Here is a 24,864-nt window from a genome sequence, read left to right on the forward strand (position 1 = left end):
CTCAGTCCAGCGCCCCGATATAGGGCAGGCCCCGCAGGGCGCCGGCCGCGTCCATGCCGTAGCCGACGAGATAGCGGGCCGGCGCCTCCCAGGCGACGAAGTCGGGGACGATGGCGCGCGGGGTGGGCCAGGGCTTGGAGGCGAAGACGCAGGTGAAGGCCTGGGCGGCGCCGGCGTCGCGGACCAGGCGGCTGGCCTCGGACAGCGACAGGCCGGTGTCGATGACGTCGTCGATGATCAAGGCCGTACGGCCCGACAGCGGACGCTGCAGATCGGCGCGGACCTCGCAGCGGCCGAGGCTGGCGCGCTCGTCGCCGTAGGAGGCCAGCCACAGGGCGTCGAAGCGAACGTGACGCCCCTGGCGCGACAGCGCCCGGGTCAAGTCCGAGGCGAACCACAGACCTCCGGTGAGCAGGCAGACGGCCACGGCGTCATCGTCGATGCGGGGCGCGATCTGGGCAGCCAGGGCCTCGACCCGAGCGGCGACCTCGGCCTCGCTCAGCAGGACGGTGGGGACGCGGCCCCCGACACTGGGATCAGCCATGGGGCTCCAGGGCGTAGGGGCTGTCGGAGGACAGGGGCTTGGCCTCCACCGGCGACGGGGCGAGGCCTGGCGCATGCGCCTCGGGCTCCGGCGCCTCGGAGGCGCCGCGCAGGGACGGGGCGTGGGAGGGCGCGGGGATCGGCGCCTTGGCGTGGGTCTTCCTGCCCTTGGAGGTCTCGGTGTCCGGCGCGAAGGATATCTGCAGGTCGTGGGCCGTGGTGGGCGGATCGAGGATGGCGAGCGCGAAGTGGCGGGTCTCGCCCGGCGGCACCACCGGATCGGCGGGCCGGGCGATCTTGGTGACGATGGCCTTGCCGGCCTTGTTCAGCAGCTCGATCTTCAGGGGCGGGGTGACGATCGGATGATCCTCGACATTGCGGATCATGCCGGAGATCGACAGCGCCGCATGGCCATCCTGCAGGGCCGGTTCGGCGCGGGGGCCCTCGATCACCAGGCCCAGCGTGTTCACCGGCAGGCCGGCCAGGGCATAGGCCCGGGCCGAGCCGGGCATGATCTTGACCACGTCGACACGGAACACGACGGCCAGGCCCACCACGACGGCGAGCGTCGCGGCCATGCCGGCCCAGACGATGCCGTGGGCGGCGGCCTCGCGCACCTTGCGGCTGGTCTCCACCTTGGCGCGGATCACCTTGGGCAGTTCGGCGCCCGGCAGGTCGCTGAGCGCCGCCGGCGCCTCAGGCTCGGGCTCGGTCGCCTCGCGAGCGATCGCGCCCTCCTCCTCCGACAGGTCCAGCTCCAGGGCCGCCTCGGGATAGGCCGTCCACTTGTGACCGCAGGAGGCGCACTTCACCGTGCGGCCCTCCGGGGCGACCTTGCGGTCGTCCACGAAGTAGCTGGTCGTGCACTCTGGACAGGTGAGGATCATGAAGGCTGAATTGGTCTCTTAGCCCAAGCTATTGGTTTCGAACGGCCTTCCTGAGGCCGCCCCGGTATCACTTGTCGTATCGGCGATCAAATCCCCTCCGGCCCCCGGACCGGACTGCGACTCCAACGCACAGTCTTATCGCGATTCCTGGAATTTGGGACTTGCGCCCCCGCAATTCCTGGGGGCGACGGATTGTCCCCGCGAGATTCGCGCCTCGCGCGAGTCCGGGCCGGCGGCCCGGCCCCGGCGGCGGTTCCGCTGGCGCATCGTTCGAGCTTAGGGTAGCCGGGAAGGCCGATGTCCAGACAGCCGCATGCGCAGGGCGCGCTCGACGCCGACCGGGCCATCCTGGCCTTCGACGATGTGTCGATGCGCTATGGCCGCGGCCCCGAAACCCTCAAGGACCTGAGTTTTTCCCTGGCCCCGGGGTCGTTCCACTTCCTCACCGGAGCCTCCGGCGCGGGCAAGAGCTCGCTGCTGAAGCTGATCTACCTGGCCGCCAAACCCTCCAAGGGCCTGATGCATCTGTTCGGCCAGGACGTGTCGGCCATCCCGGTGAAGGAACAACCAATGCTGCGCCGGCGGATCGGGGTGGTGTTCCAGGAGTTCCGGCTGCTGGACCACATGACCGCCTTCGACAACGCCGCCCTGCCCCTGCGGATCGCCGGCCGCAAGCCCGACAGCTACCGGCAGGACGTGGCCGAACTGCTGGCCTGGGTGGGCCTGCGCAGCCGCATGCACGCCATGCCCGCCACCCTGGCCGGCGGCGAGAAGCAGCGCCTGGCCATCGCGCGCGCCGTGGTCAACCGCCCCGACATCCTGCTGGCCGACGAGCCCACGGGGAATGTCGACCACGAGATGGGCCTGCGCATCCTGCGGCTGTTCGTGGAGCTCAACCGCCTGGGCACCACGGTGCTGATCGCCACCCACGACCAGGACCTGGTGGCCCGCTCGGGCAAGCCGGTGCTGCACCTGGAGGATGGACGGCTGACAGCCCTCGGACCCGTCGGGGGCGCGGCATGACCGACTTCGATCCGGGCCGCTGGAAGCCAGCTCCCTTCCTGCCCGAGGCCGACGCCCGGGACGGATCCCTGACCTTCGTGGTGGCGACCCTCTGTTTCCTGGCCTGCCTGACGGCGCTCACCGTCCTGGCCACCGATCGGGCCGCGCGGGGCTGGAGCGACCAGCTCACCGGCCAGGCCACGGTGATCGTGCGCCCCAAGGGCGCCGAGACCCCCGACAGCGCCGCCGCCCGCGCCGCCGAGGCGCTCTCCGGGGTGCCCGGCGTCGGCGAGGTCCGCGCCCTGGAGAAGGAGAAGGCCGAGGCCCTGGTGGCCCCCTGGCTCGGCGACGCCGCCGACCTGGACGACCTGCCGGTGCCCCGGCTGGTGGCCGTGGAGCTGGACCGCAAGGCGCCGGCCACGGCCCAGGCCCTGGACAAGGCCCTCAAGGCCCAGGGCCTCGACGCCGTGGTGGACGACCACTCGGTCTGGCTCAAGGACATCCAGCACGCCGCCGGCTTCGCCCGCTGGATCGGGATCGGGGTCTTCGCCCTGATCGCCGCGGCCGCCGGCGCCGTCGTGGCCTTCGCCACCCGCGCGGGCCTCACCGCCCGCCACGAGGTGGTGGAGGTGCTGCACCTGGCCGGCGCCGAGGACGATTTCATCGCCCGGCTGTTCCAGGTGCGGTTCGCGCGAATGGCCGCCGTCGCGGGCTTGTTCGGGGCGGGCGGGGCGGCGATCATGGGGGCGATACTGCGCCTCATGGGAGGGGGCCAAGGCTTGACCCCTGTGCTGCCCATCGCCTGGACCGACCTGCTGGCCGTCCTGCCCTGCCCCGTGGCCGCGGGCCTGGTGGCGGCGGTGGCCGCGCGCCTCACCGCCCAGGCCCTGATCGCGAAGATGACATGAGAAGCCTGGTCGCCCTGCTGGTTCTGGCCGCGATCTGGACGGCGGGCCTGCTCGCCTTCACCGCACGGATCGAGACCTCGACGCCGCCGCCCGAGCCGGCGCGGGCCGACGGCGTGGTGGCCCTGACCGGGGCGGGCTCCAACGAGCGCCTGGCCGCCGGGGTCAGCCTGCTGGAGGACGGCAAGGCCGCCCGCATGCTGGTCTCCGGGGTCAATCCCGAGGCCAGCCGCGAGGACATCCGCACGGTGAGCAAGGCGGTTCGCCGGCTCTATGACTGCTGCGTCGACCTGGACTTCACCGCCGCCGACACGGTGGGCAACGCCCGGGAGACCGCCGACTGGGCGCGCAAGCTGCGCTATCATAGCCTGATCGTGGTCACCGCCGACTATCACATGCCCCGCGCCATGCTGGAGCTGCGGGCCACCATGCCCGACATCGACCTGCGCCCCTATCCCGTCGCCACCAAGGTGGTGGACTCCAAGCGCTGGTGGCGCACCAGCGGCGGCGCCCGCTTGATGATCGTGGAATATTCCAAGTATCTGGCGATCCTCGGCCGCGAGGCGGTGCGGAGCCTGGGACCCAAAGAGGCCCCGGTCCAAGACAAGAAGGCCTGACCTTGCAGAACCTGCGCTCCATCCTCTTCGTCGTGACCTTCTATGCCTGGTCGGCCTTCGTCGCGGTCCTGCTGCTGCCCCCGCTGCTGCTCGCCCCGCGCAGCTGGACGATCGCGGTGTTCCACCTGTGGAGCCGGGGGATCATCCTGTTGCTGAAGGTGGTGGCCGACATTCGGGTCGAGGTGCGCGGCCGGGAGTTCATTCCCACCACCCCGGCCCTGGTGGCGCCCAAGCACCAGTGCATGTTCGACGTCTTCGCCCAGTTCTCCCTGCTGCCCGACGCCTGCTTCGTCACCAAGAAGGAGCTGATGTGGATCCCGTTCTTCGGCTGGTTCGCCAAGAAGGCGACCATGATCGAGGTGGACCGCGCCGGCCAGGCCACGGCCCTGCGCAAACTGGTGAAGGACGCCAAGGACCGCTTCAGGATTCCCCGCCAGCTGGTGATCTTCCCGGAGGGCACGCGGGTCGAGCCCGGCGTGCCCGGGGACTACAAGCCCGGCATCGCGGCCCTTTACCGGGAGCTGGACCTGCCCGTCTATCCGATGGCCACCAACGCCGGGGTCCACTGGCCCCGCCACGGCTTCCAGCGCATCCCGGGGACCATCGTCTTCGAGTACCTGGAGCCGATCCCGGCCGGGCTGAAGCGGGCGGAGTTCATGCGCACCCTGCAGGACCGCATCGAGACCGCCACCAACCGGCTGGTCAACGAAGATCCCGCTCACATTGCTCGACCAGCCCCAGCAGCCGCGACATGACCGCGTCGTGGACCCCCTCCTGGTGGAGGTGCTCCACCAGGTCGCGCAGATAGTCGACATTGCGCCCCGACAGACCGGTGGCCCCGCAGATCAGCTCGGCCTGGCGCTCAAGGCTCAGAGCGCCCGCCCACTGCGGGTGGCCGGTGTCGGAGAGGAAGACCAGGGTCTCCACCCGGCGGCCGTCGGCCAGGCGCACGAAGGCCGAGCTCTCGACATAGGTCTCGGTGGGCTGCTCGCGTTCCCGCAGATAGGCGTAGACCGCGTCCCAGTCGCTCTCCGCCACCCGATAGGCGGCCCCGCGCACCGCGCCGCCCGGCGCGAGACCCAGCACCAGGCCCGGACGTTCATAGGTGCCCCGGTGGTGGACGGAATAGATGCAGAAGGCGCGGCGGCGGCCATGTAGGGTGGCGCCCTGGCGCTCGACATAGTCAAAGCCAGGCCGCCACATCAACGACCCGTAACCGAAAACCCAACGCTCAACAGACATGGCCCGCCGTTCCAAGACCCCCGAAGCTTCCCCTGTGCCCGATCCGGAACCCGCCCGCAAACCGCGACGGTTCTGGCTCTACGCGCCCTTCGTCCTGCTGCTGATCGGGATCGCCCTGTGGACGGCGCTCTGGTTCCAGGTGCGGGGCCAGGCCGCGACCCGCATGGACGCCGCCGCCGCCCAGCTGCGCGCCGCCGGCTACGAGGTCTCCTGGAAGGACCGGGTGCTGGGGGGCTATCCCTTCCGCCTGGACGTGGTGCTGACCGAGGCCCGGGTCCGCGACCCTTCGGGCTGGGCCATCGCCGTCCCGAAGCTGGAGGGCGAGGCCTTCCTCTATTCCCTCGGTCACTGGATCATGGCCGCGCCGGATGGCCTGACCCTGACCCGTCCCATCGGTGGTCCGGTGGAGGTGCGCGGCGAGCTGCTGCGCGCCAGCCTGGGGGACCTCGGCAAGCGCCCCCCCAGCTTCTCCTTCGAGGGCCGCAAGCTGACCTTCGCCCCCGGCGCCGGGGCCCAGCCCTTCGGCCTCTCGGCCGCCGACAAGGTGGAGCTGCACCTGCGGCCCGGCCCCGACGACCAGGGGGCGGTGATGTTCAAGCTCGACAACGGCAAGGCCCAGCTCAGCGGCCTGTTCGCCCGCCTGGCCCGGGACAAGCCGGTCTCCATCGTCTGGGACTCCGTGCTCACCAAGATGAGCGGCTTCAAGGGCCAGACCTGGCCGACCGCCGTCCGCGCCTGGAGCAACGGCGGCGGCCTGATCCAGGTGCGCCAGGCCGGGGTCACCGCCGGCGACGCCCTGATCGGCTCCCAGACCGGCCAGCTCGGCGTGGGCTATGACGGGCGGCTGGTGGGCTCCATGGACGTCACCCTGCGCCAGGCGCCCAAGGCGCTCGCCGCCATGGCGGCCAACGGCTCGATCCCGCCGGAGACGGCGCTCGCCGCCGCGGCCGTCGCCGCCGCGCGGGAGGACAGCGCCTCCACCGCGCGGGCCACCCTGACCTTCGAAGCCGGCCGCACAACGCTGGGGCCGGTGGCCATCGGACCCTCCCCCCGGATCTACTGATGCTCGGACAGCCCTCCGTCGCCCCGGCCGCCTTCTCCCGCCGCCGCACGGGGCCGAGCCTGGGGCGCGGGGGCATGGTGGCCGCCGCCCATCCCCTGACCGTCGCCACCGCCCTCGACGTGCTGCGGCGCGGCGGCAACGCGGTGGACGCGGCGGTGGCGGGCGGCCTGACCGCCGCCGTGGTCATGCCCGAGATGTGCGGCCTGGGGGGCGACCTGTTCGCCATCGTCCATGCCCCCCAGCATCGGCATCCGATGACGGTCCTAGGCAGCGGTGTTGCGCCGCGCTCAGCCACCCTTGAGCAGATGCGCCGGCATGGCGACGCCAGCCCGACCGGCGTGAAGATGCCCTTCCGGGGTCCGCTGTCGGTGGCTGTGCCGGGCATGGTCCACGCCTTCGGCGCCCTGCTGACGCGGTTCGGCAGCCGGCCCCTGGCGGAGCTGGCCGAGCCGGCGATCGGCTATGCCGAGGGCTTCCCCTTGACCCCCATCGGCGCCCACTTCCTGGCCACCTCCGAAGACCTGCTGCGCCAGTATCCGTCCTCGGCGGCGGTCTTCCTGCCGGGCGGCGAGGTCCCCCGGGCCGGATCCGTCCTGCGCCAGCCCGAGCTGGCCCGCACCCTGAGGGCCATCGCCGCCCAGGGAACCCAGGCCTTCTATCGCGGCGACATCGCTCAGCGCATCGCCGCCTTCATGGCCGCCCACGGCGGGGCGCTCTCGGCCGACGACCTGGCCCGCCACGAGACCGTGCTGGCGCCGCCGATCTCCACCACCTATCGCGGCCACACCGTCTTCCAGACCGGCCTGCCCAGCCAGGGGATGATCCTGCTGGAGGCCCTGAACATCGCCGAGCGGGTCGACGGCGCGGTTCTGGCGCGCGGCGACGCCGCGGCCATCCACCTGCTGGCCGAGGCCATCAAGCTGGCCTATGCCGACCGCCTGGGGTTCGCCCTAGACCCTGCCTTCGGAGACCCGCACCTGGAGACCCTGCTCTCCAAGGCCTGGGCGGAGACCCGCTTCGCCGCCATCGATCCCGAACGCGCCAACCCCACCGTCCCGGCCGGGGAAATGGCCGAGGGCGACACCACCTATTTCTGCGTCGCCGACGGCCAGGGCATGATGGTCTCCCTGATCCAGTCGGTCTCGTCGAACTTCGGTAGCGGGGTCGTGGCCGGGGACACCGGGATCGTCCTCAACAACCGGGCCGGACGCGGCTTCTCCCTGGAGGACGGGCATCCGAACATCTTCGCGCCGGGCAAGAAGACGGTGCATACGCTGAACTGCTTCTCCGTGGCCGACGCCTCGGGGCGGCCGGTGATCGTCGGCGGCACCCCGGGCGGCGACGGCCAGCCGCAGTGGAACCTGCAGACCCTGGTGGCCCTGATCGACGGGGGCCTGGACGTCCAGGCCGCCACTGAGGTCCCGCGCTGGACCGTCTGGCCCGGGACCGATCCCTCCACCCTGCCCAATCCCTATGAGCTGCAGGTCGAGACCCGCGCCGGCGAGGCGGTCCTGACGGGTCTGGAGGCCTGCGGCCACACCCTGCGTCGCTTCTCCCCCTGGGGCGGCGGCGGCGCGGCCCAGGTGATCGCCCGCGATCCGGAAACCGGCGTCCTGGCCGGCGGCTCCGATCCCCGCGCCGAGGGCATGGCGCTGGGGTTCTAGGCCTTGAGGGCGGCTGGCAGGTCGCGCGGCGCGGCGCACAGGGCGTGGGCGCCGGCCTCCCGAAGCTCCACCTCCGAGCCATAGCCCCAGAGCGCCCCGATGGCGGTCAGGCCGTTGGCGCGGGCGGCGATCATGTCGTAGCTCCGGTCGCCCACCATCACCGCGTGGGCCGGGTCGATCCCCTCGGCGGGGATCATGTGGGCGATGAGGTCGGCCTTGTCCTCGAACCGACCGCCGAGCTCCGCTCCATAGACGCCGGCCAGGTAGGGGCGCAGGCCGAAGTGGTCGGCTGTCGCCTCCGCGAAGGGCTGGGACTTGGCCGTGCAGATGAAGACCCTGCCCGCATAGGCCTCGCGCAGCTCCGCCAGGGCCTCGAAGATTCCCGGATAGACCGCCGCCTCCTTGAGTCCCCGCTCGGCGACATAGGCGCGGTAGAGGCGCACGCCCGCCTCGACATCGCCGTCCTCCCCCAGCAGCCGCCGGAACGAGACGCGGATCGGCGGGCCGATCACCGACAGCAGGTCACGATCCGGCGGGCTCTCGCGGCCCATCGCGGTCAGCGCCGTACGGACGCCGGCGAGGATGCCGGGGGCGGGATCGGTCAGGGTGCCATCCAGATCGAGCAGCAGGGTCGGGGCCATGACCGAACCCTAGAGGGGCTGCGCCGACCTCGCAAAGTGGGCAACCGGTTTCCCGTGCAACTTTATTGCGGCGGACGGCCCTATTGCGCGGGGTCCCGCGATGACTTAAGCGCCGAACCTTCGTTTTCGGGGGACAAAATGGCCGACGCCGATCCCAAGCCCGCCGCGCCGTCGCTGGACGCCGTGCGCGCGCGCCTGGACGAGATCGACGCCGCCCTGCTGGCCCTCATCGACGAGCGCGCCGGCCTGGCCAAGGATGTGGCCGCCGCCAAGCAGGCCGCCGGCGACGGCGACAAGTTCGCCCTGCGCCCCGGCCGCGAAACCGCCCTTCTCCGTCGCCTGCTGGCCAAGGAGCGTTCGGCGGCGAGGCCCAGCCTCGTCGTCCGCATCTGGCGCGAGCTGATCGGCGACAGCCTCTCGCGCCAGGGGCCCTTCCACATCACCGTCTGGGGCGGCAAGGACGCCGCCCGGTCCGTGGAGCTGGCCCGCCACCGCTTCGGCGCCGCCCCGCCCCTGCGCGCCACCCCCAAGGCCGAGGAGGCGCTGGCCGCCGCCAGGACCCTGGGCGGGGTGGGCGTCCTGACGCTGGCCGCCGACACCCCCTGGTGGGGCCGGCTGCTGGCGGACCCCAAGCTGCAGGTGTTCGCCGCCCTCCCCTGCCTGGCCGCCTGGGGGCCGATGAGCGCCCTGGCCGTCGCCGAGGTGGAGGTGGAGCCCACGGGCGACGACCGCACCTTCTGGGTCACCGACGCCCCCGGCTCGGCCGCCGCCATCGAGGAGGCCCTGGGTCGCGACGGGGTGGCCGGCGACCTGATCGCCGAGGCCGGCGGCCTCAAGCTTTTCGCCCTGATGGGCTTCTACCAGGCGGGCGACGAACGCCTGGCGCGGGCGCCCGGGCGCCTTTCCGGGGTTATCGGGGCTGCGCCGGCGCCCCTGGACGTGTAAGAGGCGGGCCTCATCCCCGCTTGAAGCGTCCCATGTCCGACACCGTCCTCGACCGCGCCGCCGCCCCGCGCCCCACGCCGAAGCCCGGCATCCTCGACATCGCCTGCTATGTGCCCGGCAAGTCCAAGGTCGAGGGGATCGCCCATCCGCTGAAGCTGTCGGCCAACGAGAACATCCTGGGCTGCAGCCCCGCGGCCAAGGACGCCTTCGCCGGCGCCGTCGACCTGCTGCACATGTATCCCGACGGCCGCACCACAATCCTGCGGACCGCCATCGCCGAAAAGTACGGCCTGGCCCCGGAGCAGCTGATCTTCGGCTGCGGCTCCGACGAGATCTTCCAGCTGCTGAACCAGGCCTTCCTCGAACCCGGCGACAACATCGTCCAGGGCGAGTTCGGCTTCGGCGCCTACGCCATCGGGGCGCGGGCCTGCGGGGCCCAGGTGAAGTTCGCCAAGGAGATCAATCACCGGATCGACGTCGAGGCCCTGCTGGAGCAGGTGGACGCCCGCACGCGCCTGGTCTTCGTGGCCAATCCCGGCAACCCCACCGGCACCTGGATCACCGGCGAGGAGGTGCGCCGCCTGCATGCCGGCCTGCCCGCCAGCGTCATCCTGGTGCTGGACGGCGCCTATGCCGAGTTCGTCGCCGACCCCAGCTTCGAGGACGGCATGTCCATGGTGGCCGAGTTCGAGAACGTGGTGGTCACCCGCACCTTCTCCAAGCTGCACGGCCTGGCCGCCCTGCGGGTGGGCTGGGCCTATATGCCCGCCCCGATCGCCGACGCGCTGGACCGCATCCGCCTGCCCTTCAACGTCAATATCCCGGCCCAGCTCGCCGGGGTCGCCGCCCTGGGGGACGACGAGTTCCAAACCCGGTCCCTGGCCCTGATCGAACAGTGGCGGCCGTGGCTGACCCAGCAACTGGGGGGGATCGGCCTCGATCCCGTACCCTCCGCAGCCAATTTCGTCCTGGTGGGGTTCCCGAAGACCCCCGGCAAGACCGCCAGGGAGGCCGAGGCCTATCTGGCGTCCAAGGGGATCATCGTGCGCGGCGTCGGTGGCTACGGCCTGCCCGACCACCTGCGGATCACCATCGGCCTCGAAGAACACAACCGCGCCGTGGCCGAGGCGCTCGCCGCCTTCATGGCCGCCTGATGGGCGAGATCATCTATCCCCGCATGGCGGTGATCGGCTGCGGCCTGATCGGCTCGTCGGTCATCCTGGCGGCGCGCGAGGCCGGCGTCGTCGGCGAGGTGATCGTCGCCGACCTCAGCCCGGCCCACCGCGACCGCATCGTCGAGCTTGGCTATGCCGACAAGGTCACCGGAGACATCGCCGAGGCCGTCGCCGGCGCCGACCTGGTGGTCTTCGCCGTGCCCGTCCTGGCCATGGGCGAGGCCGCCAAGGCCGCCGCGCCCTCCATGAAGCCCGGCGCCACCGTCACCGACGTGGGCTCGGTGAAGGGCTCGGTCGCCGCCGCCCTGACCGCCGCCCTGCCCGACAACGTCTTCATCGTGCCCGGCCACCCCATCGCCGGCACCGAGCATTCCGGCCCCGACGCCGGCTTCGCCGAGCTGTTCCAGAGCCGCTGGGTGATCCTCACCCCGCAGCCCCGGCAGGACGAGGCCTATCTCGAGGCGGTCAGCCAGCTCTCGGAGTTCTGGCGGGCCCTGGGCGCCAATGTCGAACAGATGGATGACAGGCACCACGACCTGGTCCTGGCCGTCACCAGCCACCTGCCCCACCTGATCGCCTACAACATCGTCGGCACCGCCGCCGACATGGAGGAGGTCACCCAGGCCGAGGTGATGAAGTATTCCGCGGGCGGCTTCCGTGACTTCACCCGCATCGCCGCGTCCGATCCCACCATGTGGCGCGACGTCTTTGTCGCCAACAAGGAGGCGGTGCTGGAGATCCTGGGCCGCTTCACCGAGGACCTGCAGGCCCTGTCGCGGCAGATCCGCTGGGGGGAGAGCGACAAGCTGTTCGAGCTCTTCACCCGCACCCGCGAGATCCGCCGCGGCATCATCGCCGCGGGCCAGGAAAGCGCCGAACCCAACTTCGGCCGCGACCGCGGCAAGCACTAGCCTCGTCGCCGGGGGGCGCGCATGCCCGAGCTTCTGCCGACCCTGGACCTCATGCTGCGGGGCGCCGCCTGCGGCCTGCTCATCCTGGTGGCCGGCCTGCTCCTCCGCGACCATCGACAGGTCACGGCGGCGCGGTTGGGGGCCCTGTTCGCGCTGAGCGCCCTGGCCTTCACCCTGGCCTCGACCCTTGAACTGCGCGGCCGCCTGGGGCTGCTGACCGTACCCATCCTGGCCCTGATGGCGGGCGGCAACCTGGCCTTCTGGCTGTTCGCGCGGGCCATGTTCGAGGACGGCTTCCGGCTGCGGCCCTGGCACGCCGCGGCCTGGCTGGGGATCGCCGCGGTGGGGCTCTACGAAGCCCTGGTCCTCGGACCGGAGATGACGCCCGTCGCCATCCTCGTGCGGGGCTTCCTGGTCTTGGAATCCCTGGGGCTCGGCCTGCTGGCGGCGGGTCAGACCCTGGCCTCCTGGCCCGCCGACCTGGTGGAGCCGAGGCGGCGCGCGCGGCCCTTCTTGGTGGGAGCCGCGGCGGGCTTCATCGCGCTGAACGCCCTGTCCGACCTGCTGGGAGCTCGCGCGACCGTTCCCGGCGCCGGCAGCCTGATCCGCGCCCTGGCCCTGGCGCTCATCGCCCTGGGTGTCGCCGCCGCCCTGCTGCGGGTGGCGGGCGCGGGATGGCTCTCGCCGGCGAATACGGCCGCGCCCGTGCGGCCCATCGAGCCCGCCGACCAGGGGCTGGCCGCCGCCCTCGATCAGGCCATGAGCGTGGATCGCGCCTATCGCCAGGAGGGCCTGACCATCGGCAAGCTGGCCGAGCGGCTGGGGACGCCGGAATACCGGCTGCGGCGGCTGATCAATTCGCGCCTGGGGCAACGCAACTTCAACGCCTACCTCAACAGCTACCGCATCGCCGAGGCCAAGGCGGCTCTGGCCGACCGGGACCAGGACGCGGTGCCGATCCTCACCATCGCCCTCGACGCCGGGTTCAATTCCCTGGGGCCGTTCAATCGCGCCTTCCGCGCCGAGACCGGGATGACCCCGACGGATTTCCGGCGCGCGTCCGCCGATTCCGAAATCGGCCAGTCGGAGTTCGAACCCGGCGAGCGACGCGGCGTCTGAGGGACCAGACAGGGGGCCACCTTCCATGGAGCCCTCGCATGACGTCCCTTCGTCCCTGGCTGCTGATCGCGGCCACCCTGCCCCTCGCCGGCTGCGGCGCGCTCAGCGGCGCGGCCCATGTGGCCACCGGCCTGGCCAGCCATCAGATCTGCTCGGCCGCCTTCGTCTCCAGGATCGATCCGCAGGTGTTCCGCCGCGAGGCGGTGGACCCGGAGCTTGGACCGGCCCGCTGGCTGATGCGGACGAAGGTGGATCGCGAGGGCCGGTCGGTGAGCGCCAGCCTGGCCGGCCTGGCGACCACCCGGGCGGTCTACCGTGGCCCGTCAGGCTGCCTGGTGCTGCATGGCGCGCCGCCACCGGCTCCGCCCCAGCCGATCCCGGCCTCGAGACCGCGCCCCCTGGCCAAGGCGCCCGCGTCGGCGGCGATGGAGGCGGCTCTGGACCATGCCTTCGCCGAGCCCGCCAAGCCGTGGCGGCGGACCAAGGCCGTGGTGATTCTGCATGACGGCGAGATCGTCGGCGAACGCTATGCCCCCGGCTATGGCCCCGACACCGCGATCACCGGCTGGTCGGCCACCAAATCGGTGACCAACGCCCTGGTGGGGGTCCTGGTCCAGCAGGGGAAGCTCACGGTGGACGGGCCTGCGCCGGTGGCCGCCTGGAGGGGCGATGCCCGCCGCGACATCAGCCTCGACAACCTGCTGCGGATGACGAGCGGCCTGGCCTTGGGGGACTCCCTCGACTCGAGCCTGAAGAGCGCCTTCGATCCCTCGGCCGTCATGCTGTTCGCCGAGCGGGACATGGCGGGGTTCGCGCAGGCCCGGCCGCTGGCCGCCGCGCCCGGGACGACCTGGACCTATGCCGACGCCAGCCCGACCCTCACCTCGCGCATCATCCGCGACCAGGCGGGCCGGACCGAGGCCGCCATGCTGGCCTTCGCCCGCCGCGAGCTGTTCGACCGGCTGGGAATGGAGCATCCGACCCTGGAGCTGGACGCCACCGGCACGCCGCTGGGGGCCACTCACCTGTGGGCCAGCGCGCGGGACTGGGCGCGGCTGGGCCAGCTCTATCTGGACGACGGCGTCGTGGACGGCGAACAGATCCTGCCGGCGGGCTGGGCCGACTATTCCGCGCGACCGACCCCGGGGGCGGAGCGGGTGGGTTATGGCGCGGGCTTCTGGACCAACCGGGGTGCGGGCGCCGGCGCGCGGCGGCGCATCGGCCTGGGGATGCCGGCCGACGCCTATTTCGCCCGCGGCCATGACGGGCAATATGTGGTGATCGTGCCGTCGTCCCGCCTGGTGGTGGTGCGGCTGGGGATCACCCCGGCGCCCGGCAATGACATCGAGGGCGTCGGCCGCCTGGTGGCCGAGGCCATCGCCGCGGTCAGGCCGCCGTCTTCCTGACGATCTCCTCGGCGGCGCGGCCGGTGAGTTCGGCCATGTGGTCGAACTGCGCGGTGAAGGTCCCCAGCCCCTGGGTCAGGCCGCGCAGCTCGGCGATCAGGTCCAGACGCTCGGAGCGCGGCAGGCCCACCTCGATCTCGTCCCAGCCGGCCCAGCCCTCGCGGGGCTGGAAGCCCATGATCTGGCCCCGCCTGGCCGAGACCGCCTGGGTGACCTTCGAGGTGCTGGCGGCCGGGGCGTGGATCGTCAGCTTCTCCACCGGCTCCAGCAGATAGGGCGCGCACTGGGGCAGGGCCTCGCTCATCGCCAGGCGGCCGGCGGCGCGGAAGGCCATTTCCGAGGAGTCGACACTGTGGTGGGAGCCGTCGATCAGCACCACCTCCACATCGGCGACCGGGAAGCCGAGAGGGCCGCGCTCCAGGGCGTCACGCACCCCCTGCTCCACGGCGGGAATCCACTGCTTGGGCACCACCCCGCCGGTGATCCTCTGGCCGAAGGTCAGGCCGGAGCCCCGCGGGCCCGGCTTGATCTCCAGCACCACGTCGCCGAACTGGCCGTGGCCCCCGGTCTGCTTCTTGTGCCGGCCGCGCTGGGTGACGCCTTTGCGGATGGACTCCCGATAGGAGATCTTGGGGCGGGCCGCGGCGACCTCCAGGCCGAAGCGCCGGCGCAGGCGCTCCAGGGTCACCTGCAGGTGCGCCTCCCCCTGGCCGGTGAGCAGGGTCTCCTGGGTCTCGGGGTCCTGAACCACGTGCAGGGAGGGGTCCTCCTCCGCCAGGCGGGCCAGGGCCGAGGACAGGCGCACGTCGTCCTTGCGGTCCTTGGCGGCGACCGAGAGGGCGTAGAGGGCCGGAGCCTCCGAGGGCGTGAACCGGGGCCGGCGCGGCTGACCGTCCATGGAGATCACCTCGCCCGGATGGGCGGCCTCGATCTTGGCGATGGCGGCCACCTCGCCGGGGGCGGCGCGATCGATCTTCCGGGTGGCCGCGCCGGAGAGCGCCAGCAGTCCGCCGGCCCGGGCGTGCTGGCCGTCGGGGGCGGTGAGCTCCTCGCCGTCGTGCAGTTCGCCCCCCATGACCCGGGCATAGGTCAGCTTGCCCGCCTGACCGGCGTAGGAGGTCTTGAAGGCGTAGGCGCAGGGCCCGGTGAGGCCCAGGCGCTCGGCGGCGCGGTCCACCTCCGGAGTCTCGTGCCGCAGGGCCTTGAGCAGGCGGCGCACCCCCCAGCCGTTGAGGGCCGAGCCGAAGAAGACCGGCACGATCTGCCCCTGGGTCATCTCCGCCATCAGGTCGGCGAACACCTCGTCCTGGCTGGGAGTCAGGTCCGAGAGCAGCTGTTCCATCAGGGCGTCGTCATAGTCGGCCAGTTGCTCCAGCATGTGGAAGCGCGCCTGGGCCTCGACCCCGGCGATCTCGGCGGGCAGGTCGATGCGCTCCGAAGCCTGGCCGGGCCGATAGACGAAGGCCCGCTCCAGGGCCAGGTCCACGAAGCCGGTGACGTGCTCGCCCTCCACCAGGGGGATCTGCCGGGCCACCAGGGGTGCGGCGCTCACCGGGGCCAGGGCCGCCAGCACCTCATCGAGGGTCCCGCGCGCCTGATCGATCTTGTTGACGAAAACGGCCCGGGGGACCCCGAGCCGTTCCAGCTCCTTGAAGACCGGCGCCAGCAGGGCCGCCCGGCCCGGCTGGGGGTCGGCGACAATGACCGCAAGGTCCACGGCGGGCAGGGCCAGGTCGCCGGCGGCGGAGAATTCCGTGGAGCCCGGGGCGTCGATCACGGCGTAGCGGTCGCCCATGAAGGTGAAGCCGGCGACGTTCAGCTCCACCGACTGGCCTCGCTGCCTAGCCTCCGGGCTGGCGTCGCCGACGCTGGTGGCGCCCACCTCGCCCTGGCGCGGGAGGGTCCCGCTGGCGAACAACATGGCTTCAAGGAGCGTCGTCTTGCCGGTTCCGGCCGCCCCGACGAGGGCGATGGCGCGCACCGAGCCGTTATGGCCATGAGCCATGATCGGATCCTCCGCAGGTTGGCGTACGCGCCTCCAACGGGCGTGACCGCCGTGAGACCCATGCTTCACCCGCACGCGGCGCGAGGCAAGCGCTAGGGTGGGGTCGCGCCGATTCGCACGGATTCTTGAAGGATGACGCCCTTGAACGGCTACGCTTGGCTCGGCATCGCCATCCTCGCCGAGGTGATCGCCACCACCGCCCTGAAGGCGTCGGACGGCTTTTCGCGCCTGATCCCGTCCCTCATCACCGTGACGGGCTACGGCGTGGCCTTCTTCTGCCTGTCCCACTCCATGCGCACCGTGCCGGTGGGGATCGGCTACGCCATCTGGTCGGGGATCGGCATCGTGCTGATCACCCTGCTGGCCTGGCTGCTGTTCAAGCAGAAGCTCGACCTGCCCGCCGTGCTGGGCATGGGGATGATCCTGGCCGGGGTGCTGGTGATCAACCTCTACTCCAAGGCCGTGGTCTAGCCGCCGTCCACCACGCTGATCAGCACCCCCATGTTCTTGATGAAGGCCGAGGTGGAGATCCCCATCACCGGGGCGTCCGTCGGATAGGGCGAGGTGTCCCAGGCGTCTCCCACATGGGTCTGGGAATAGTCCCCTGGGGTCGGGGTGGCGGGGCCGGGCCCCGCATAGGGATGGCTGGTGGCCACCAGCGGGGTCGGCCACCAACCCTCGGCGTTGAGCTCCGACACCAGCCTGGCGGCGACCTGCGGACTGGCCTTCAGGGGCGCCAGCGACCCGCCGCCGTTCAGGTCGGAGGTGGAGAAGTCCTGGTTGGCGAAGAAGCGCGGCAGGGGGCCCTTGTGGGTCAGTGGCGAGTCCCGGGCCACCTTGTCCGGCGGCGTGGCCTTCAAGCCCGCGTAGCGGGCGCGCAGGGCCTCCAGCGGCACGGCCCGGAAGGCGCCGTAGTGGGCCAGGGTCCTCTCGGCGCTGTAGTCCACATAGTACTGGCCATTGATCACATTGGACCCACGGCGGTGGACGTAGAGCGGCCGGTCGGTCCCGATCTCGATGAAGGTCGGATGGGTCTTGCCGCTCCTCGGCTCCGGCAGGGCGACCCTGGCCAGCCAGTCCAGGGCCTCGGGGACGCGGGCCAGGTACTTCGGGTCGCCGGTGAGTTCGTAGAAGTTCATCAGCTGGGCGGCGTTGGCCGCCGTGGTGTGGGTGGCGAGCGCCCTGGGCTCGTAGCTGCGGGCGGCCGCCGGCTTCAGGTCGTCCACCCTATGCTGCAGCCCCCAGCCGGCCTGGGGCGCGGGTTGCTGGGTGATGACGAAGACGTCCATGGCGCGGCGGATGGCCGGGCCGACGCGGGGGTCGCCGAGGGTCTGGGCCACCATGACCAGGAACTTGATATTCTCGCCGGCCACATCGTCGTTGAAGGTGATGTAGCCGGTATAGTCGGCGCCGTGCCTGGTGAAGGGCCGCCCCGCCGGCCAGCGCTGCGGCCAGCCGCCATTGGGGTATTGGCTGTTCAGGACGAACGCCAGCGCCCGGTCCAGGGCCGGCTTGAACCTCGCCTCCCGCTTCTCCAGGTACATCCGCAGCAGGAGCTGCATGGCCTCGGACGAGCCGCCGTCATCGAAGGTCGCGTTGCCCCAGTCGTGCTGAAATTCCTCCATCCGCCAGGCGTTGGCGCCGATGGTTCCGTACCATTTCGCCTTGGCCGCCTCGCCGCCGAAGTCGATCAGATAGTTCCAGCCGCCGGTGGGAAGCTGGCCGGCCATCAGGCACTCGGCGGCCTGGGCGGCCGCCCGGTAATAGGTCTCGTCCCCGGTGGCGTGATAGGCGTCGAGGAACAGGTGGCCCACCGTCCCGGTCCCCGGCGGCTGCACCCAGACCTGGGTGGGGCCGGCCTCCAGCTCCCCCCAACGGCGGGAGAAGTCAGGCAGGTAGGACCAGACATAGCCCCCATGCACTGCGGCCTTGTCGGTCATGAAGGCCGTGGCCCGCCTCATGGCCGTCAGGATCTCGGCGCGGCCGGCCTCCGCCGCGGCGGGCCTGGGACGGGCGAAGGCGCCGGCGAGGGCGGCGAGGATGACCCGGCGGGTCGCGTGCATCTGGAGCCTCCCTGGCGATGGCCCGCCCATCATGACACCGGTGTCAGTCCGCGCAAGCCCCGACGCCGGCCTTGATTTCCCCGCCGGAATGATAGGCTGCTCGCCAGGGACGTCACCGGGAAGAACACATGGCCGATCAGCCGGCGCGCGCGCGCTTTGAAGCCCAGGTCGCCCAGGGCGGTGACGGGGACGACGCCCGTCGCCTGGCCGCGGCCCTCCGCGCCGGCGGCGCGGGCCAAGGCGAGCTGGCCGCCCTCTTCGTCCACGCCGCCGTCGCCGCCCCCGAGCGGCTGGCGGTGATCTATGACGGCGCCACCGAGGGCTGGCTCGGCGTCGCCCCGCGCGGGCCGATGATCGAGGCCCATGGGCGCCCCGCCGCGATCGACCCCACCTTCTGGGGCCCCTTCTGGGACCTGGTGGACGATCCCGAGGCCGGACGTTCGGCCGGGGAGATCACGGAACGCACCGCGGCCCTGGCCGGCCTGATGACGCCCCCCTTCCGGACCCGGGTGGCCGAGACCGCCCGGCTCTATCCGGGGGTCAAGGAGGCCGCCGCCGCCGGCTATCCGTCCAAGTTCTCCCTGGAGGCCCTGGCCCGCTGTCCGAAGGGGTCGCTGGGGGCGGAGTTCCACGACCTGATCGTCGACAACGGCTTCGACCTGGAGGTGCTGGATCGCGAGGCGCTCGGCCTGGCCGACCTGCCGGCGCCGCTGGACTATCTCAACGCCCGCATCCTGCAGTGCCACGACCTGTGGCACATCCTGGCCGGCTACCAGACCACCATCCTGCACGAGGTGGCGATCTCCGCCTTCCAGATGGCCCAGTTCGGCCACCACTATTCCGCGATGTTCCTGGCGGTGGTCACCAGCAAGATGGCCTTGAACCAGCCCGAGGCCCTGCCCCTGTTCCTGGACGTGATCCTGACGGCCTGGACCCACGGCCGCCAATGCCCGCCCCTGATCGGCTTGGACTGGGAGGCGCTCTGGGACCAGCCGGCCGAGGCGATCCGCGCGGCCACGGGCGTCACCCTGTACGCCTCCCCCTACCCCGCCGACCTCTTCGAGCAGCTGCAGGCGGCCTAGACCCTGAGCGTTTCAGTTGGCCTCATCTGAAACGGCAAGAAGGGTCCAGATTCAAAGTATTAGAGCACGCCGGGCGGCGGAACCGGCGTCCACTTCCGCCTGACGTGCTCTAGTCGACCACGGCGTCGGCCTCCAGCTCCACCAGCCAGTCAGGATCGATGAAGCCGGAAACCTGAACGAAGGTGCAGGCGGGCCGTACCACGCCGAACACCTCGCCATGGGCCCGGGCGGCCTCGCGCCATCCCGCGATATCGGTGAGCATGACCCGGGTACGGATCACGTGTTGCGGCCCCGCCCCGGCGCCTTCCAGGGCCGCGATGATAATCTCCAGGCAGCGCCGGGTCTGCTCATAGACGTCGCCGACCCCGTGGGTTGCGCCGGTCGCCGAGATCGGCGCCGTGCCGGCCACGGCGATGACATTCCCCACCCGAACCGCCCGGGAAAAGCCGATCTCCGGCTCCAGGGGCGACCCCGAACTGACCAATCGCCTCATGGGGTCCCCAGGAATTCCGTCGTGGCCTCGATGGCCTCCACCAGGCCGACGCGCTCGATCTTCACCCCGTCCGGCAGGCCGGAGAACAGCCGGGTCGGGGCCGCGGCGTCCAGCATGACGAAGACTCCCCTGTCGTCGGCCCGGCGAATCAGGCGGCCGAAGGCCTGGCTGATGCGGCTGCGCGCCACGCTGTCGTCATAGGCCTTGCCGCCGAACCGGACCCGGCGCGCCTTGTGCAGGATGTCCGGGCGCGGCCAGGGCACACGGTCGAAGACCAGCAGCCGCAGGGAGCGGCCCGGCACGTCCACCCCGTCGCGGACCGCGTCGGTGCCCAGCAGGCAGCTGTCGTGCTCGGCGCGGAAGATGTCCACCAGGGCGCCGACCTCCAGGGGATCGACGTGCTGGGCGTAGAGGGCCAGGCCCTGGTCGGAGAGCGGGGCTGCGATCCGCTCGTGCACCGCGCGCAGCCGGCGGATGGCGGTGAAGAGGCCGACGCCCCCGCCCCCGGCGGCCAGGAACAGCTCGCGCATGGCCGCGGCCACCTGGCGCGGGTCGTCGCGGCCGACGTCCGTCACCACGAAGGCCCGGGCGTTGGTCTCATAGTCGAAGGGCGAGGCCAGGCGCAGGGTCTTGGGCCGGTCGGGCAGGCGCGCGGCGCCGGTGCGCATCTCGGCCAGCGCGAAGGGATCGGCCAGGCTGGAGTCGGCCAGGGTGGCGCTGGTCACCAGCACCCCGTGGGCCGGGGCGATGACGGTGTTGGTGAGCGGCTCGGTGGGATCGACCCAGTGGCGGCGGCAGGCGGCGTCCACCACCCGGCCATAGAGGAAGGTGGCGTCGAACCAGTCGACGAAGTCGGGATCGTCCTCGGAATCCTCGTCGATGGCTCGCAGCATGGAGCGCCAGGCCGGCAGGGTCATGCGGGCGCGTCGATCGAGCCCCCTCAAAGCCCCTTCAATCCGCGCCCGATCCCCGGGCGGCAGGGTGGCGGCCTCGTCGTCCAGCACGTCCTCCAGGTGACGGGCCAGCGCCAGCAGGGGCGCCTCGATGGCGGCGAGCGCCGAGGCGGCGGCCCGCGCGGTCTCGCGCACCAGATCGAGCGCCGGGCGGGCGGCGCACTCCATGCCCACTTCCGAGGGCGCGGCGCGGGCGCGGAGCTGCTCGATGATGGCCACCACGAAGTGCTCGATGGGGCCCATCGGATTGACCTCGCCGTTGGGCGAGGCCACGCGGCCCGACCAGCCCTCGCCCGGCAGGGCGGCGGCGGCGCGTGTGGCGTCCACCAAGGCGCGCTTGGCGTCGTCGCGGTCGCCGAGCACCTCCATCAGCCGCGCCTCCAGGCCCCGGCCGCGGCGGCCCCGACCCTCGGGTCCGCGAATCCAGCGGCGCAGCTCGGCGGACTCCGCGCCCGACAGGGCCGCGGCGAAGGCCGCGTCGGCGGCGTCGAACAGGTGGTGGCCCTCGTCGAAGACGATGCGCTTGAGCTGGGTGGTCTCGCCGTCGGCCTTGGAGCCCCGCGCCGCCCGGGCGCCGTCGAAGGCGGCCTGGGTGAGCACCAGGGCGTGGTTGGCGATGACGATGTCGGCCCGGCGCGAACCGCGAACCGCCTTCTCCACGAAACAGGCGCGGTAGTGGGCGCAGCCGGCGTGGATGCATTCGCCGCGCCGGTCCACCAGGTTGGCGGCGCTGGCCTGGCCCACCGGCGGAATGGCGAACAGGGTCGGCAGCCAGGCGGGGAAGTCCCCGCCGGTCATGTCGCCGTCGCGGGTGACCCGCACCCAGCGGGCGGTGAGCGCCAGGCCGATCAGGTCAGCCCCGCCCAGCTGGGCGGTGTTGGTCTGGTCCTGCAGGTTCAGCAGGCAGAGATAGTTCTCGCGCCCCTTGCGGACGACGGCCTTCTTCGCCCGCACCTTGGGGTCGGGATAGATGGCGTGGCTCTCGCGCTCGATCTGGCGCTGCAGGGCCCGCGTATAGGTGGAGATCCACACGGCCGGTCCGTTGGCCTCGGCCCACAGCGAGGCCGGCGCCAGGTAGCCCAGGGTCTTGCCGACCCCGGTGCCGGCCTCGGCCAGCATCATGCGGGGCTCGCCTTCCTTCTCGCGGGGCTGGAAGGCGAAGGCGGTCTCGGCGGCGAATTCCGCCTGCATCGGCCGCGCCTCATCCAGGCCCGCCTCCCGCAGCAGGTCCACCAGGCGCTGAGCGGCGGCCTCCGGCGCGATGGGCCGGGAGCCGGCCTCGCCGGGCGGCGCCTGCTCCTCCCACTCGGGAACGCGCGTCCAGACGTCCAGGCCCGAGCCGCGGAAGGCGTTGCCCACCGGGGCCGCGCGCAGGGCGCCAATCACCGCGGTCCCCCAGGCCCAGCCGGCGCGGGCCAGGGTCTCGCCGATGGCCAGGGCCTCCTCGCGCGAAGGTTCGGGGGTCAGGGCCAGTTCCGAGAGCAGGGCGTGGCAGGCCTCCCGCAGCACCTGGGCCTGGGCCATGGCGCCCTTGGGCTCGGGCAGGCCGAGCGCCAGGGCCAGGCCCGCCGCCGACGGAGCGCAGAACCGCGCGGGGCGCACGAAGGCGAACAGCTCCAGGGCGTCGAACAGCCCCTGGGAGCGGGGCGGGGTATGCACCCCCAGCCGCTTGGCGGTCATGCCGGCATGGGCCACCAGCACCGGGCCGTGCTCGAAGAGGTCGCGGGCGTCCGGGGCCCGCAGCGCCTGCGCCCCGGCGGCGTCGGCCACCGCGGCGCGGGGACCGGGCAGGACGACGAGGGCAGGGGCCAGGGCGAGACTCGGGGCGAGCGCGTTCACCCGCCAGTCCTAGCGAAATTCACCCGCGAACGAAACGTGAATTCAAGGGAATCGGGCCGTCGGTCTCCGCCACCGGGCGGTCGACCTTGCGGGCTGCGGCGGTATCCCGCGGCCGGCGCTTACCGCGCCAAGAGCGGCGTCGAGACACCGCGCCCTCCGGCGGCGCGACCCCGAGGCGAATATCAGAAAGCCGACAGATGCACTCAAATTGGTTACATCTCAACGGCAAGTTGCTCTAATCGAAGATTGGTCGCCCAGGAGTCGGACACAGTATTGGTCGAAATTTTCTAGTTGGGTCGGTATGTTTATTTACCGCGTTAGCGTTAGGCCACGATTCGAACGCTCGTCTGGAACCGTAGAAATTGAACGCCCCCTCACCCTCATCGCGCCGGATCGATAGGCCGTCGAGATCGGATGTCTGGGTCCCGCTGCTGCGCGCGGCGCAGAAGAACGCCGTTGCGACCATGGTCGTCCAGGTCGCCGCCGCGCTCTGCATGCCCTTCGTGGGACGCGAGGACGCCCGGGGCTGGTACCTGACCTGGCTGGCGGTGACACTTTCGGTGGCGGTCACGCGGGTGGCGGTGGACCAGGTCCTCAAGCGGCTGCTCAGCGCCGAAGCCGAGCCCGCCGCCACGCGGCTGCGTCCCTGGGCCATCGCCCATTCCCTGGGCCTGCTCACCAGCGCCGGGCTCTGGGCCCTGCTGGCCTGGACCCAGTTGCCGGCGGAGACGGCCCAGACGCGGTTCGTGATCCTGATCGTGGTCTCGGCCCTGGCGGCCGGCGCCACCGGGGTGCTGGCCCCGCTGAAGCTGACGGGCCGCCTCTATGTGACCCTGATGCTGGTTCCGGCCTGCGGGCGTCTGCTGCTGGAGGGCCAGTCGGTCCTGGCCGCCCTGGGCCTGGTGTTCTGGGGGGTGATGATCGCCGGGCACCGCAACAATCACGGCCTGCTGGTGCGCTCCATCGCCCTGGGGCGCGAGAACCTCGACCTGGTGGACCAGCTTCGGGCGCGCAATGACGAGATCGAGCAGATCAACCAGTCCCTGGAGCAGCGGGTGGCCGAGCGGACCGAGGCCCTGAAGGTGCTGGCGGTGGAGGCCCAGGCCGGCAGCCGGGCCAAGTCGGAGTTCCTGGCCACCATCAGCCACGAGATTCGCACGCCGCTGAACGGCGTCCTGGGCATGGCCCAGGTGATGGAGCGCGGCGAGCTGAGCGCGGCGCAGCGCGAGCGGCTGTCCATCGTCCAGGCCTCGGCCCGCGCCCTGCTGGGAGTGGTCAACGACGTTCTCGACATCTCCAAGATCGAGGCCGGGAACATGGCGATCAGCCCGGCCCCGTTCCGGCTGGACCTGTTCGCCGAAGGAGTGCGGCGCCTGTACGACGTCCTCGCGCAGGAGAAGGGGTTGGCCTTCGACCTGACCCTGACGGACTCCGCCCCCGGCCATCGGCTGGGCGACGAGGTGCGGCTGCGGCAGATCGTATCCAACCTGATCTCCAACGCCCTGAAGTTCACCGAGGCCGGGGAGATCGCGGTGGCGATCACCGCCGCCGACGACGACGTCGTCATCCAGGTCCGCGACACCGGTCCGGGGATCGCGCCGGCCGACCAGGCCCAGGTCTTCGAGCGGTTCGTCCAGGCCGACGGCTCCAACACGCGGCGGGCCGGCGGTACGGGCCTGGGCCTGGCCATTTGCCGTGAACTGGCGGTGCTGATGGGTGGGGAGATCTCGCTGGCCTCGACACCCGGCGAGGGATCCTGCTTCACGGTCCGGCTGCCCATGCCGGTGACCGGCGAGGTCCAGCCTGTCGCCGCGCCACCACCGGCCCCCGAGCCTGCGGCCAGCGGGCGCATCCTGGTGGTGGACGACAATCCCACCAACCGGCTCGTCCTGCAGACCATGCTGGAGGAGGGAGGCCTGGCCTCCGCGACCGCCCACGACGGTGTGGAGGCCCTCTCGGCCTGGGAAGGCGGCGACTGGGACGCGATCCTGATGGACATCCGCATGCCCCGGATGGACGGCCTGGACGCCACCCGCGCCATCCGCGCCGGCGAGACCGGCCGCAACCGCCCCCGCACTCCGATCATCGCCGTCACCGCCAGCGTGCTCGCCCACGAAGCCGAGGCCTACCGCGCCGCCGGAATGGACGATGTGGTCGCCAAGCCGGTGGACGCCGACACCCTGCTGGACGCCATCAGCCGCCAGAGAGCCGCCGCCGCGGCGAGCTGAGGTCCGCGCCGCGCGCGATCCCGGAGCGTCTCCTCCAGCGTCTCAGCTATCAGGGGGCGTCGGCGCGGCGATAAATCCTGT

General features: G+C 71.8%; 22 protein-coding genes. 14 read left to right on the forward strand and 8 right to left on the reverse strand.

Features of this window, described 5'->3' with window-relative positions:
* Nucleotide 1: 1 nt before the first annotated feature.
* Both ACO06I_RS12475 and ACO06I_RS12480 read right to left on the reverse strand, forming a co-directional pair.
* Nucleotides 2-544 (reverse strand): phosphoribosyltransferase, encoded by a 543-nt coding sequence (locus ACO06I_RS12475; protein WP_421932889.1) that lies wholly within the window; start codon nucleotides 542-544, stop codon nucleotides 2-4.
* Complete coding sequence (locus tag ACO06I_RS12480) at nucleotides 537-1,430, reverse strand: DUF3426 domain-containing protein (protein ID WP_421932890.1); 894 nt, start codon at nucleotides 1,428-1,430, stop codon at nucleotides 537-539. Before ACO06I_RS12480 ends, ACO06I_RS12475 begins: the two co-directional genes overlap by 8 nt.
* Before the next feature lie 297 nt (nucleotides 1,431-1,727).
* On the opposite strand from ACO06I_RS12480, the gene ftsE reads away from it, so the two are divergent.
* The 4 genes from ftsE to ACO06I_RS12500 are packed head-to-tail and all read left to right on the forward strand — an operon-like array spanning nucleotide 1,728 to nucleotide 4,709.
* Nucleotides 1,728-2,453, forward strand: coding sequence for a cell division ATP-binding protein FtsE (ftsE, locus tag ACO06I_RS12485; RefSeq protein WP_421932891.1), 726 nt, complete (start codon nucleotides 1,728-1,730; stop codon nucleotides 2,451-2,453).
* The gene (locus ACO06I_RS12490) at nucleotides 2,450-3,340 is read left to right on the forward strand and encodes a cell division protein FtsX (RefSeq protein WP_421932892.1); all 891 of its coding nucleotides are present in this window, start codon (nucleotides 2,450-2,452) and stop codon (nucleotides 3,338-3,340) included. The genes ftsE and ACO06I_RS12490 overlap by 4 nt, the downstream gene beginning before the upstream one ends.
* Nucleotides 3,337-3,954, forward strand: a complete 618-nt coding sequence (locus ACO06I_RS12495) for a YdcF family protein (RefSeq protein WP_421932893.1) — start codon at nucleotides 3,337-3,339, stop codon at nucleotides 3,952-3,954. The genes ACO06I_RS12490 and ACO06I_RS12495 overlap by 4 nt, the downstream gene beginning before the upstream one ends.
* A 2-nt stretch (nucleotides 3,955-3,956) precedes the next feature.
* The gene (locus tag ACO06I_RS12500) at nucleotides 3,957-4,709 is read left to right on the forward strand and encodes a lysophospholipid acyltransferase family protein (protein WP_421932894.1); all 753 of its coding nucleotides are present in this window, start codon (nucleotides 3,957-3,959) and stop codon (nucleotides 4,707-4,709) included.
* On the opposite strand, the gene ACO06I_RS12505 is transcribed toward ACO06I_RS12500, so the two are convergent.
* On the reverse strand, nucleotides 4,657-5,196 hold the full coding sequence (locus tag ACO06I_RS12505; protein ID WP_421932895.1) for a gamma-glutamylcyclotransferase: 540 nt from the start codon (nucleotides 5,194-5,196) through the stop codon (nucleotides 4,657-4,659). The genes ACO06I_RS12500 and ACO06I_RS12505 overlap by 53 nt on opposite strands.
* Before the next feature lie 34 nt (nucleotides 5,197-5,230).
* Here ACO06I_RS12505 and ACO06I_RS12510 point away from each other — a divergent pair, with 34 nt between their 5' ends.
* Nucleotides 5,231-6,259: a DUF2125 domain-containing protein gene (locus tag ACO06I_RS12510; RefSeq protein WP_421932896.1), complete on the forward strand. Its 1,029-nt coding sequence runs from the start codon at nucleotides 5,231-5,233 to the stop codon at nucleotides 6,257-6,259.
* A complete protein-coding gene (locus ACO06I_RS12515; protein ID WP_421932897.1) occupies nucleotides 6,259-7,923 on the forward strand; it encodes a gamma-glutamyltransferase family protein in 1,665 nt (554 codons plus the stop codon). Before ACO06I_RS12510 ends, ACO06I_RS12515 begins: the two co-directional genes overlap by 1 nt.
* Here ACO06I_RS12515 and ACO06I_RS12520 read toward each other — a convergent pair.
* Nucleotides 7,920-8,564, reverse strand: a complete 645-nt coding sequence (locus ACO06I_RS12520; RefSeq protein ID WP_421932898.1) for an HAD hydrolase-like protein — start codon at nucleotides 8,562-8,564, stop codon at nucleotides 7,920-7,922. The genes ACO06I_RS12515 and ACO06I_RS12520 overlap by 4 nt on opposite strands.
* Before the next feature lie 138 nt (nucleotides 8,565-8,702).
* On the opposite strand from ACO06I_RS12520, the gene ACO06I_RS12525 reads away from it, so the two are divergent.
* Genes ACO06I_RS12525 through ACO06I_RS12545 form a run of 5 tightly spaced genes read left to right on the forward strand, consistent with a single transcriptional unit; the run spans nucleotide 8,703 to nucleotide 14,120 of the window.
* The gene (locus ACO06I_RS12525) at nucleotides 8,703-9,509 is read left to right on the forward strand and encodes a chorismate mutase (protein WP_421932899.1); all 807 of its coding nucleotides are present in this window, start codon (nucleotides 8,703-8,705) and stop codon (nucleotides 9,507-9,509) included.
* Nucleotides 9,510-9,541: 32 nt separating this feature from the next.
* Nucleotides 9,542-10,663 carry a histidinol-phosphate transaminase gene (gene hisC, locus ACO06I_RS12530; RefSeq protein WP_421932900.1) on the forward strand — a complete coding sequence of 374 codons (1,122 nt, stop codon included), beginning with the start codon at nucleotides 9,542-9,544 and terminating at the stop codon, nucleotides 10,661-10,663.
* Entirely contained in the window at nucleotides 10,663-11,595 is a 933-nt protein-coding gene (locus tag ACO06I_RS12535) for a prephenate/arogenate dehydrogenase family protein (RefSeq protein WP_421932901.1), read from the forward strand. The genes hisC and ACO06I_RS12535 overlap by 1 nt, the downstream gene beginning before the upstream one ends.
* Nucleotides 11,596-11,616: 21 nt before the next feature.
* Nucleotides 11,617-12,714: a helix-turn-helix domain-containing protein gene (locus ACO06I_RS12540; RefSeq protein WP_421932902.1), complete on the forward strand. Its 1,098-nt coding sequence runs from the start codon at nucleotides 11,617-11,619 to the stop codon at nucleotides 12,712-12,714.
* 38 nt (nucleotides 12,715-12,752) lie between these two features.
* Nucleotides 12,753-14,120, forward strand: a complete 1,368-nt coding sequence (locus tag ACO06I_RS12545) for a serine hydrolase domain-containing protein (protein ID WP_421932903.1) — start codon at nucleotides 12,753-12,755, stop codon at nucleotides 14,118-14,120.
* Here the strand turns inward: ACO06I_RS12545 and ACO06I_RS12550 are convergent.
* Nucleotides 14,101-16,125, reverse strand: coding sequence for an elongation factor G (locus ACO06I_RS12550; RefSeq protein WP_421932904.1), 2,025 nt, complete (start codon nucleotides 16,123-16,125; stop codon nucleotides 14,101-14,103). The genes ACO06I_RS12545 and ACO06I_RS12550 overlap by 20 nt on opposite strands.
* A 141-nt stretch (nucleotides 16,126-16,266) precedes the next feature.
* Between ACO06I_RS12550 and ACO06I_RS12555 the strand changes: the two genes are divergently transcribed.
* Nucleotides 16,267-16,596 carry an SMR family transporter gene (locus ACO06I_RS12555; protein ID WP_421932905.1) on the forward strand — a complete coding sequence of 110 codons (330 nt, stop codon included), beginning with the start codon at nucleotides 16,267-16,269 and terminating at the stop codon, nucleotides 16,594-16,596.
* On the opposite strand, the gene ACO06I_RS12560 is transcribed toward ACO06I_RS12555, so the two are convergent.
* Nucleotides 16,593-18,188: a pectate lyase gene (locus ACO06I_RS12560; RefSeq protein ID WP_421932906.1), complete on the reverse strand. Its 1,596-nt coding sequence runs from the start codon at nucleotides 18,186-18,188 to the stop codon at nucleotides 16,593-16,595. The two genes, ACO06I_RS12555 and ACO06I_RS12560, sit on opposite strands and share 4 nt — an antisense overlap.
* A 128-nt stretch (nucleotides 18,189-18,316) precedes the next feature.
* On the opposite strand from ACO06I_RS12560, the gene ACO06I_RS12565 reads away from it, so the two are divergent.
* Nucleotides 18,317-19,270, forward strand: coding sequence for a Coq4 family protein (locus ACO06I_RS12565; RefSeq protein ID WP_421932907.1), 954 nt, complete (start codon nucleotides 18,317-18,319; stop codon nucleotides 19,268-19,270).
* A 109-nt stretch (nucleotides 19,271-19,379) separates the two neighbouring features.
* Here ACO06I_RS12565 and ACO06I_RS12570 read toward each other — a convergent pair whose 3' ends face one another.
* Nucleotides 19,380-19,763 carry a RidA family protein gene (locus ACO06I_RS12570; protein ID WP_421932908.1) on the reverse strand — a complete coding sequence of 128 codons (384 nt, stop codon included), beginning with the start codon at nucleotides 19,761-19,763 and terminating at the stop codon, nucleotides 19,380-19,382.
* Nucleotides 19,760-22,555, reverse strand: coding sequence for an ATP-dependent DNA helicase (locus ACO06I_RS12575; protein WP_421932909.1), 2,796 nt, complete (start codon nucleotides 22,553-22,555; stop codon nucleotides 19,760-19,762). Before ACO06I_RS12575 ends, ACO06I_RS12570 begins: the two co-directional genes overlap by 4 nt.
* Nucleotides 22,556-23,019: 464 nt before the next feature.
* Here ACO06I_RS12575 and ACO06I_RS12580 point away from each other — a divergent pair, with 464 nt between their 5' ends.
* Complete coding sequence (locus ACO06I_RS12580) at nucleotides 23,020-24,783, forward strand: ATP-binding protein (protein WP_421932910.1); 1,764 nt, start codon at nucleotides 23,020-23,022, stop codon at nucleotides 24,781-24,783.
* Nucleotides 24,784-24,864 lie beyond the last annotated feature (81 nt).

This window comes from Phenylobacterium sp. (assembly GCF_965229015.1).
In the GTDB taxonomy this organism is placed as follows: domain Bacteria; phylum Pseudomonadota; class Alphaproteobacteria; order Caulobacterales; family Caulobacteraceae; genus Phenylobacterium.

Bases quoted from the DNA above. Each gene is read 5' to 3' on its own strand.
- ACO06I_RS12515 (WP_421932897.1), top strand. From the start codon at position 6,259: ATGCTCGGACAGCCCTCCGTCGCCCCGGCCGCCTTCTCCCGCCGCCGC.
- ACO06I_RS12545 (WP_421932903.1), top strand. From the start codon at position 12,753: ATGACGTCCCTTCGTCCCTGGCTGCTGATCGCGGCCACCCTGCCCCTC.
- ACO06I_RS12560 (WP_421932906.1), bottom strand. From the start codon at position 18,188: ATGCACGCGACCCGCCGGGTCATCCTCGCCGCCCTCGCCGGCGCCTTC.
- ACO06I_RS12490 (WP_421932892.1), top strand. From the start codon at position 2,450: ATGACCGACTTCGATCCGGGCCGCTGGAAGCCAGCTCCCTTCCTGCCC.
- ACO06I_RS12580 (WP_421932910.1), top strand. From the start codon at position 23,020: ATGGTCGTCCAGGTCGCCGCCGCGCTCTGCATGCCCTTCGTGGGACGC.
- ACO06I_RS12525 (WP_421932899.1), top strand. From the start codon at position 8,703: ATGGCCGACGCCGATCCCAAGCCCGCCGCGCCGTCGCTGGACGCCGTG.
- ACO06I_RS12495 (WP_421932893.1), top strand. From the start codon at position 3,337: ATGAGAAGCCTGGTCGCCCTGCTGGTTCTGGCCGCGATCTGGACGGCG.
- ACO06I_RS12570 (WP_421932908.1), bottom strand. From the start codon at position 19,763: ATGAGGCGATTGGTCAGTTCGGGGTCGCCCCTGGAGCCGGAGATCGGC.
- ACO06I_RS12565 (WP_421932907.1), top strand. From the start codon at position 18,317: ATGGCCGATCAGCCGGCGCGCGCGCGCTTTGAAGCCCAGGTCGCCCAG.
- ftsE (WP_421932891.1), top strand. From the start codon at position 1,728: ATGTCCAGACAGCCGCATGCGCAGGGCGCGCTCGACGCCGACCGGGCC.
- ACO06I_RS12475 (WP_421932889.1), bottom strand. From the start codon at position 544: ATGGCTGATCCCAGTGTCGGGGGCCGCGTCCCCACCGTCCTGCTGAGC.
- ACO06I_RS12540 (WP_421932902.1), top strand. From the start codon at position 11,617: ATGCCCGAGCTTCTGCCGACCCTGGACCTCATGCTGCGGGGCGCCGCC.
- ACO06I_RS12535 (WP_421932901.1), top strand. From the start codon at position 10,663: ATGGGCGAGATCATCTATCCCCGCATGGCGGTGATCGGCTGCGGCCTG.
- hisC (WP_421932900.1), top strand. From the start codon at position 9,542: ATGTCCGACACCGTCCTCGACCGCGCCGCCGCCCCGCGCCCCACGCCG.
- ACO06I_RS12505 (WP_421932895.1), bottom strand. From the start codon at position 5,196: ATGTCTGTTGAGCGTTGGGTTTTCGGTTACGGGTCGTTGATGTGGCGG.
- ACO06I_RS12480 (WP_421932890.1), bottom strand. From the start codon at position 1,430: ATGATCCTCACCTGTCCAGAGTGCACGACCAGCTACTTCGTGGACGAC.
- ACO06I_RS12520 (WP_421932898.1), bottom strand. From the start codon at position 8,564: ATGGCCCCGACCCTGCTGCTCGATCTGGATGGCACCCTGACCGATCCC.
- ACO06I_RS12550 (WP_421932904.1), bottom strand. From the start codon at position 16,125: ATGGCTCATGGCCATAACGGCTCGGTGCGCGCCATCGCCCTCGTCGGG.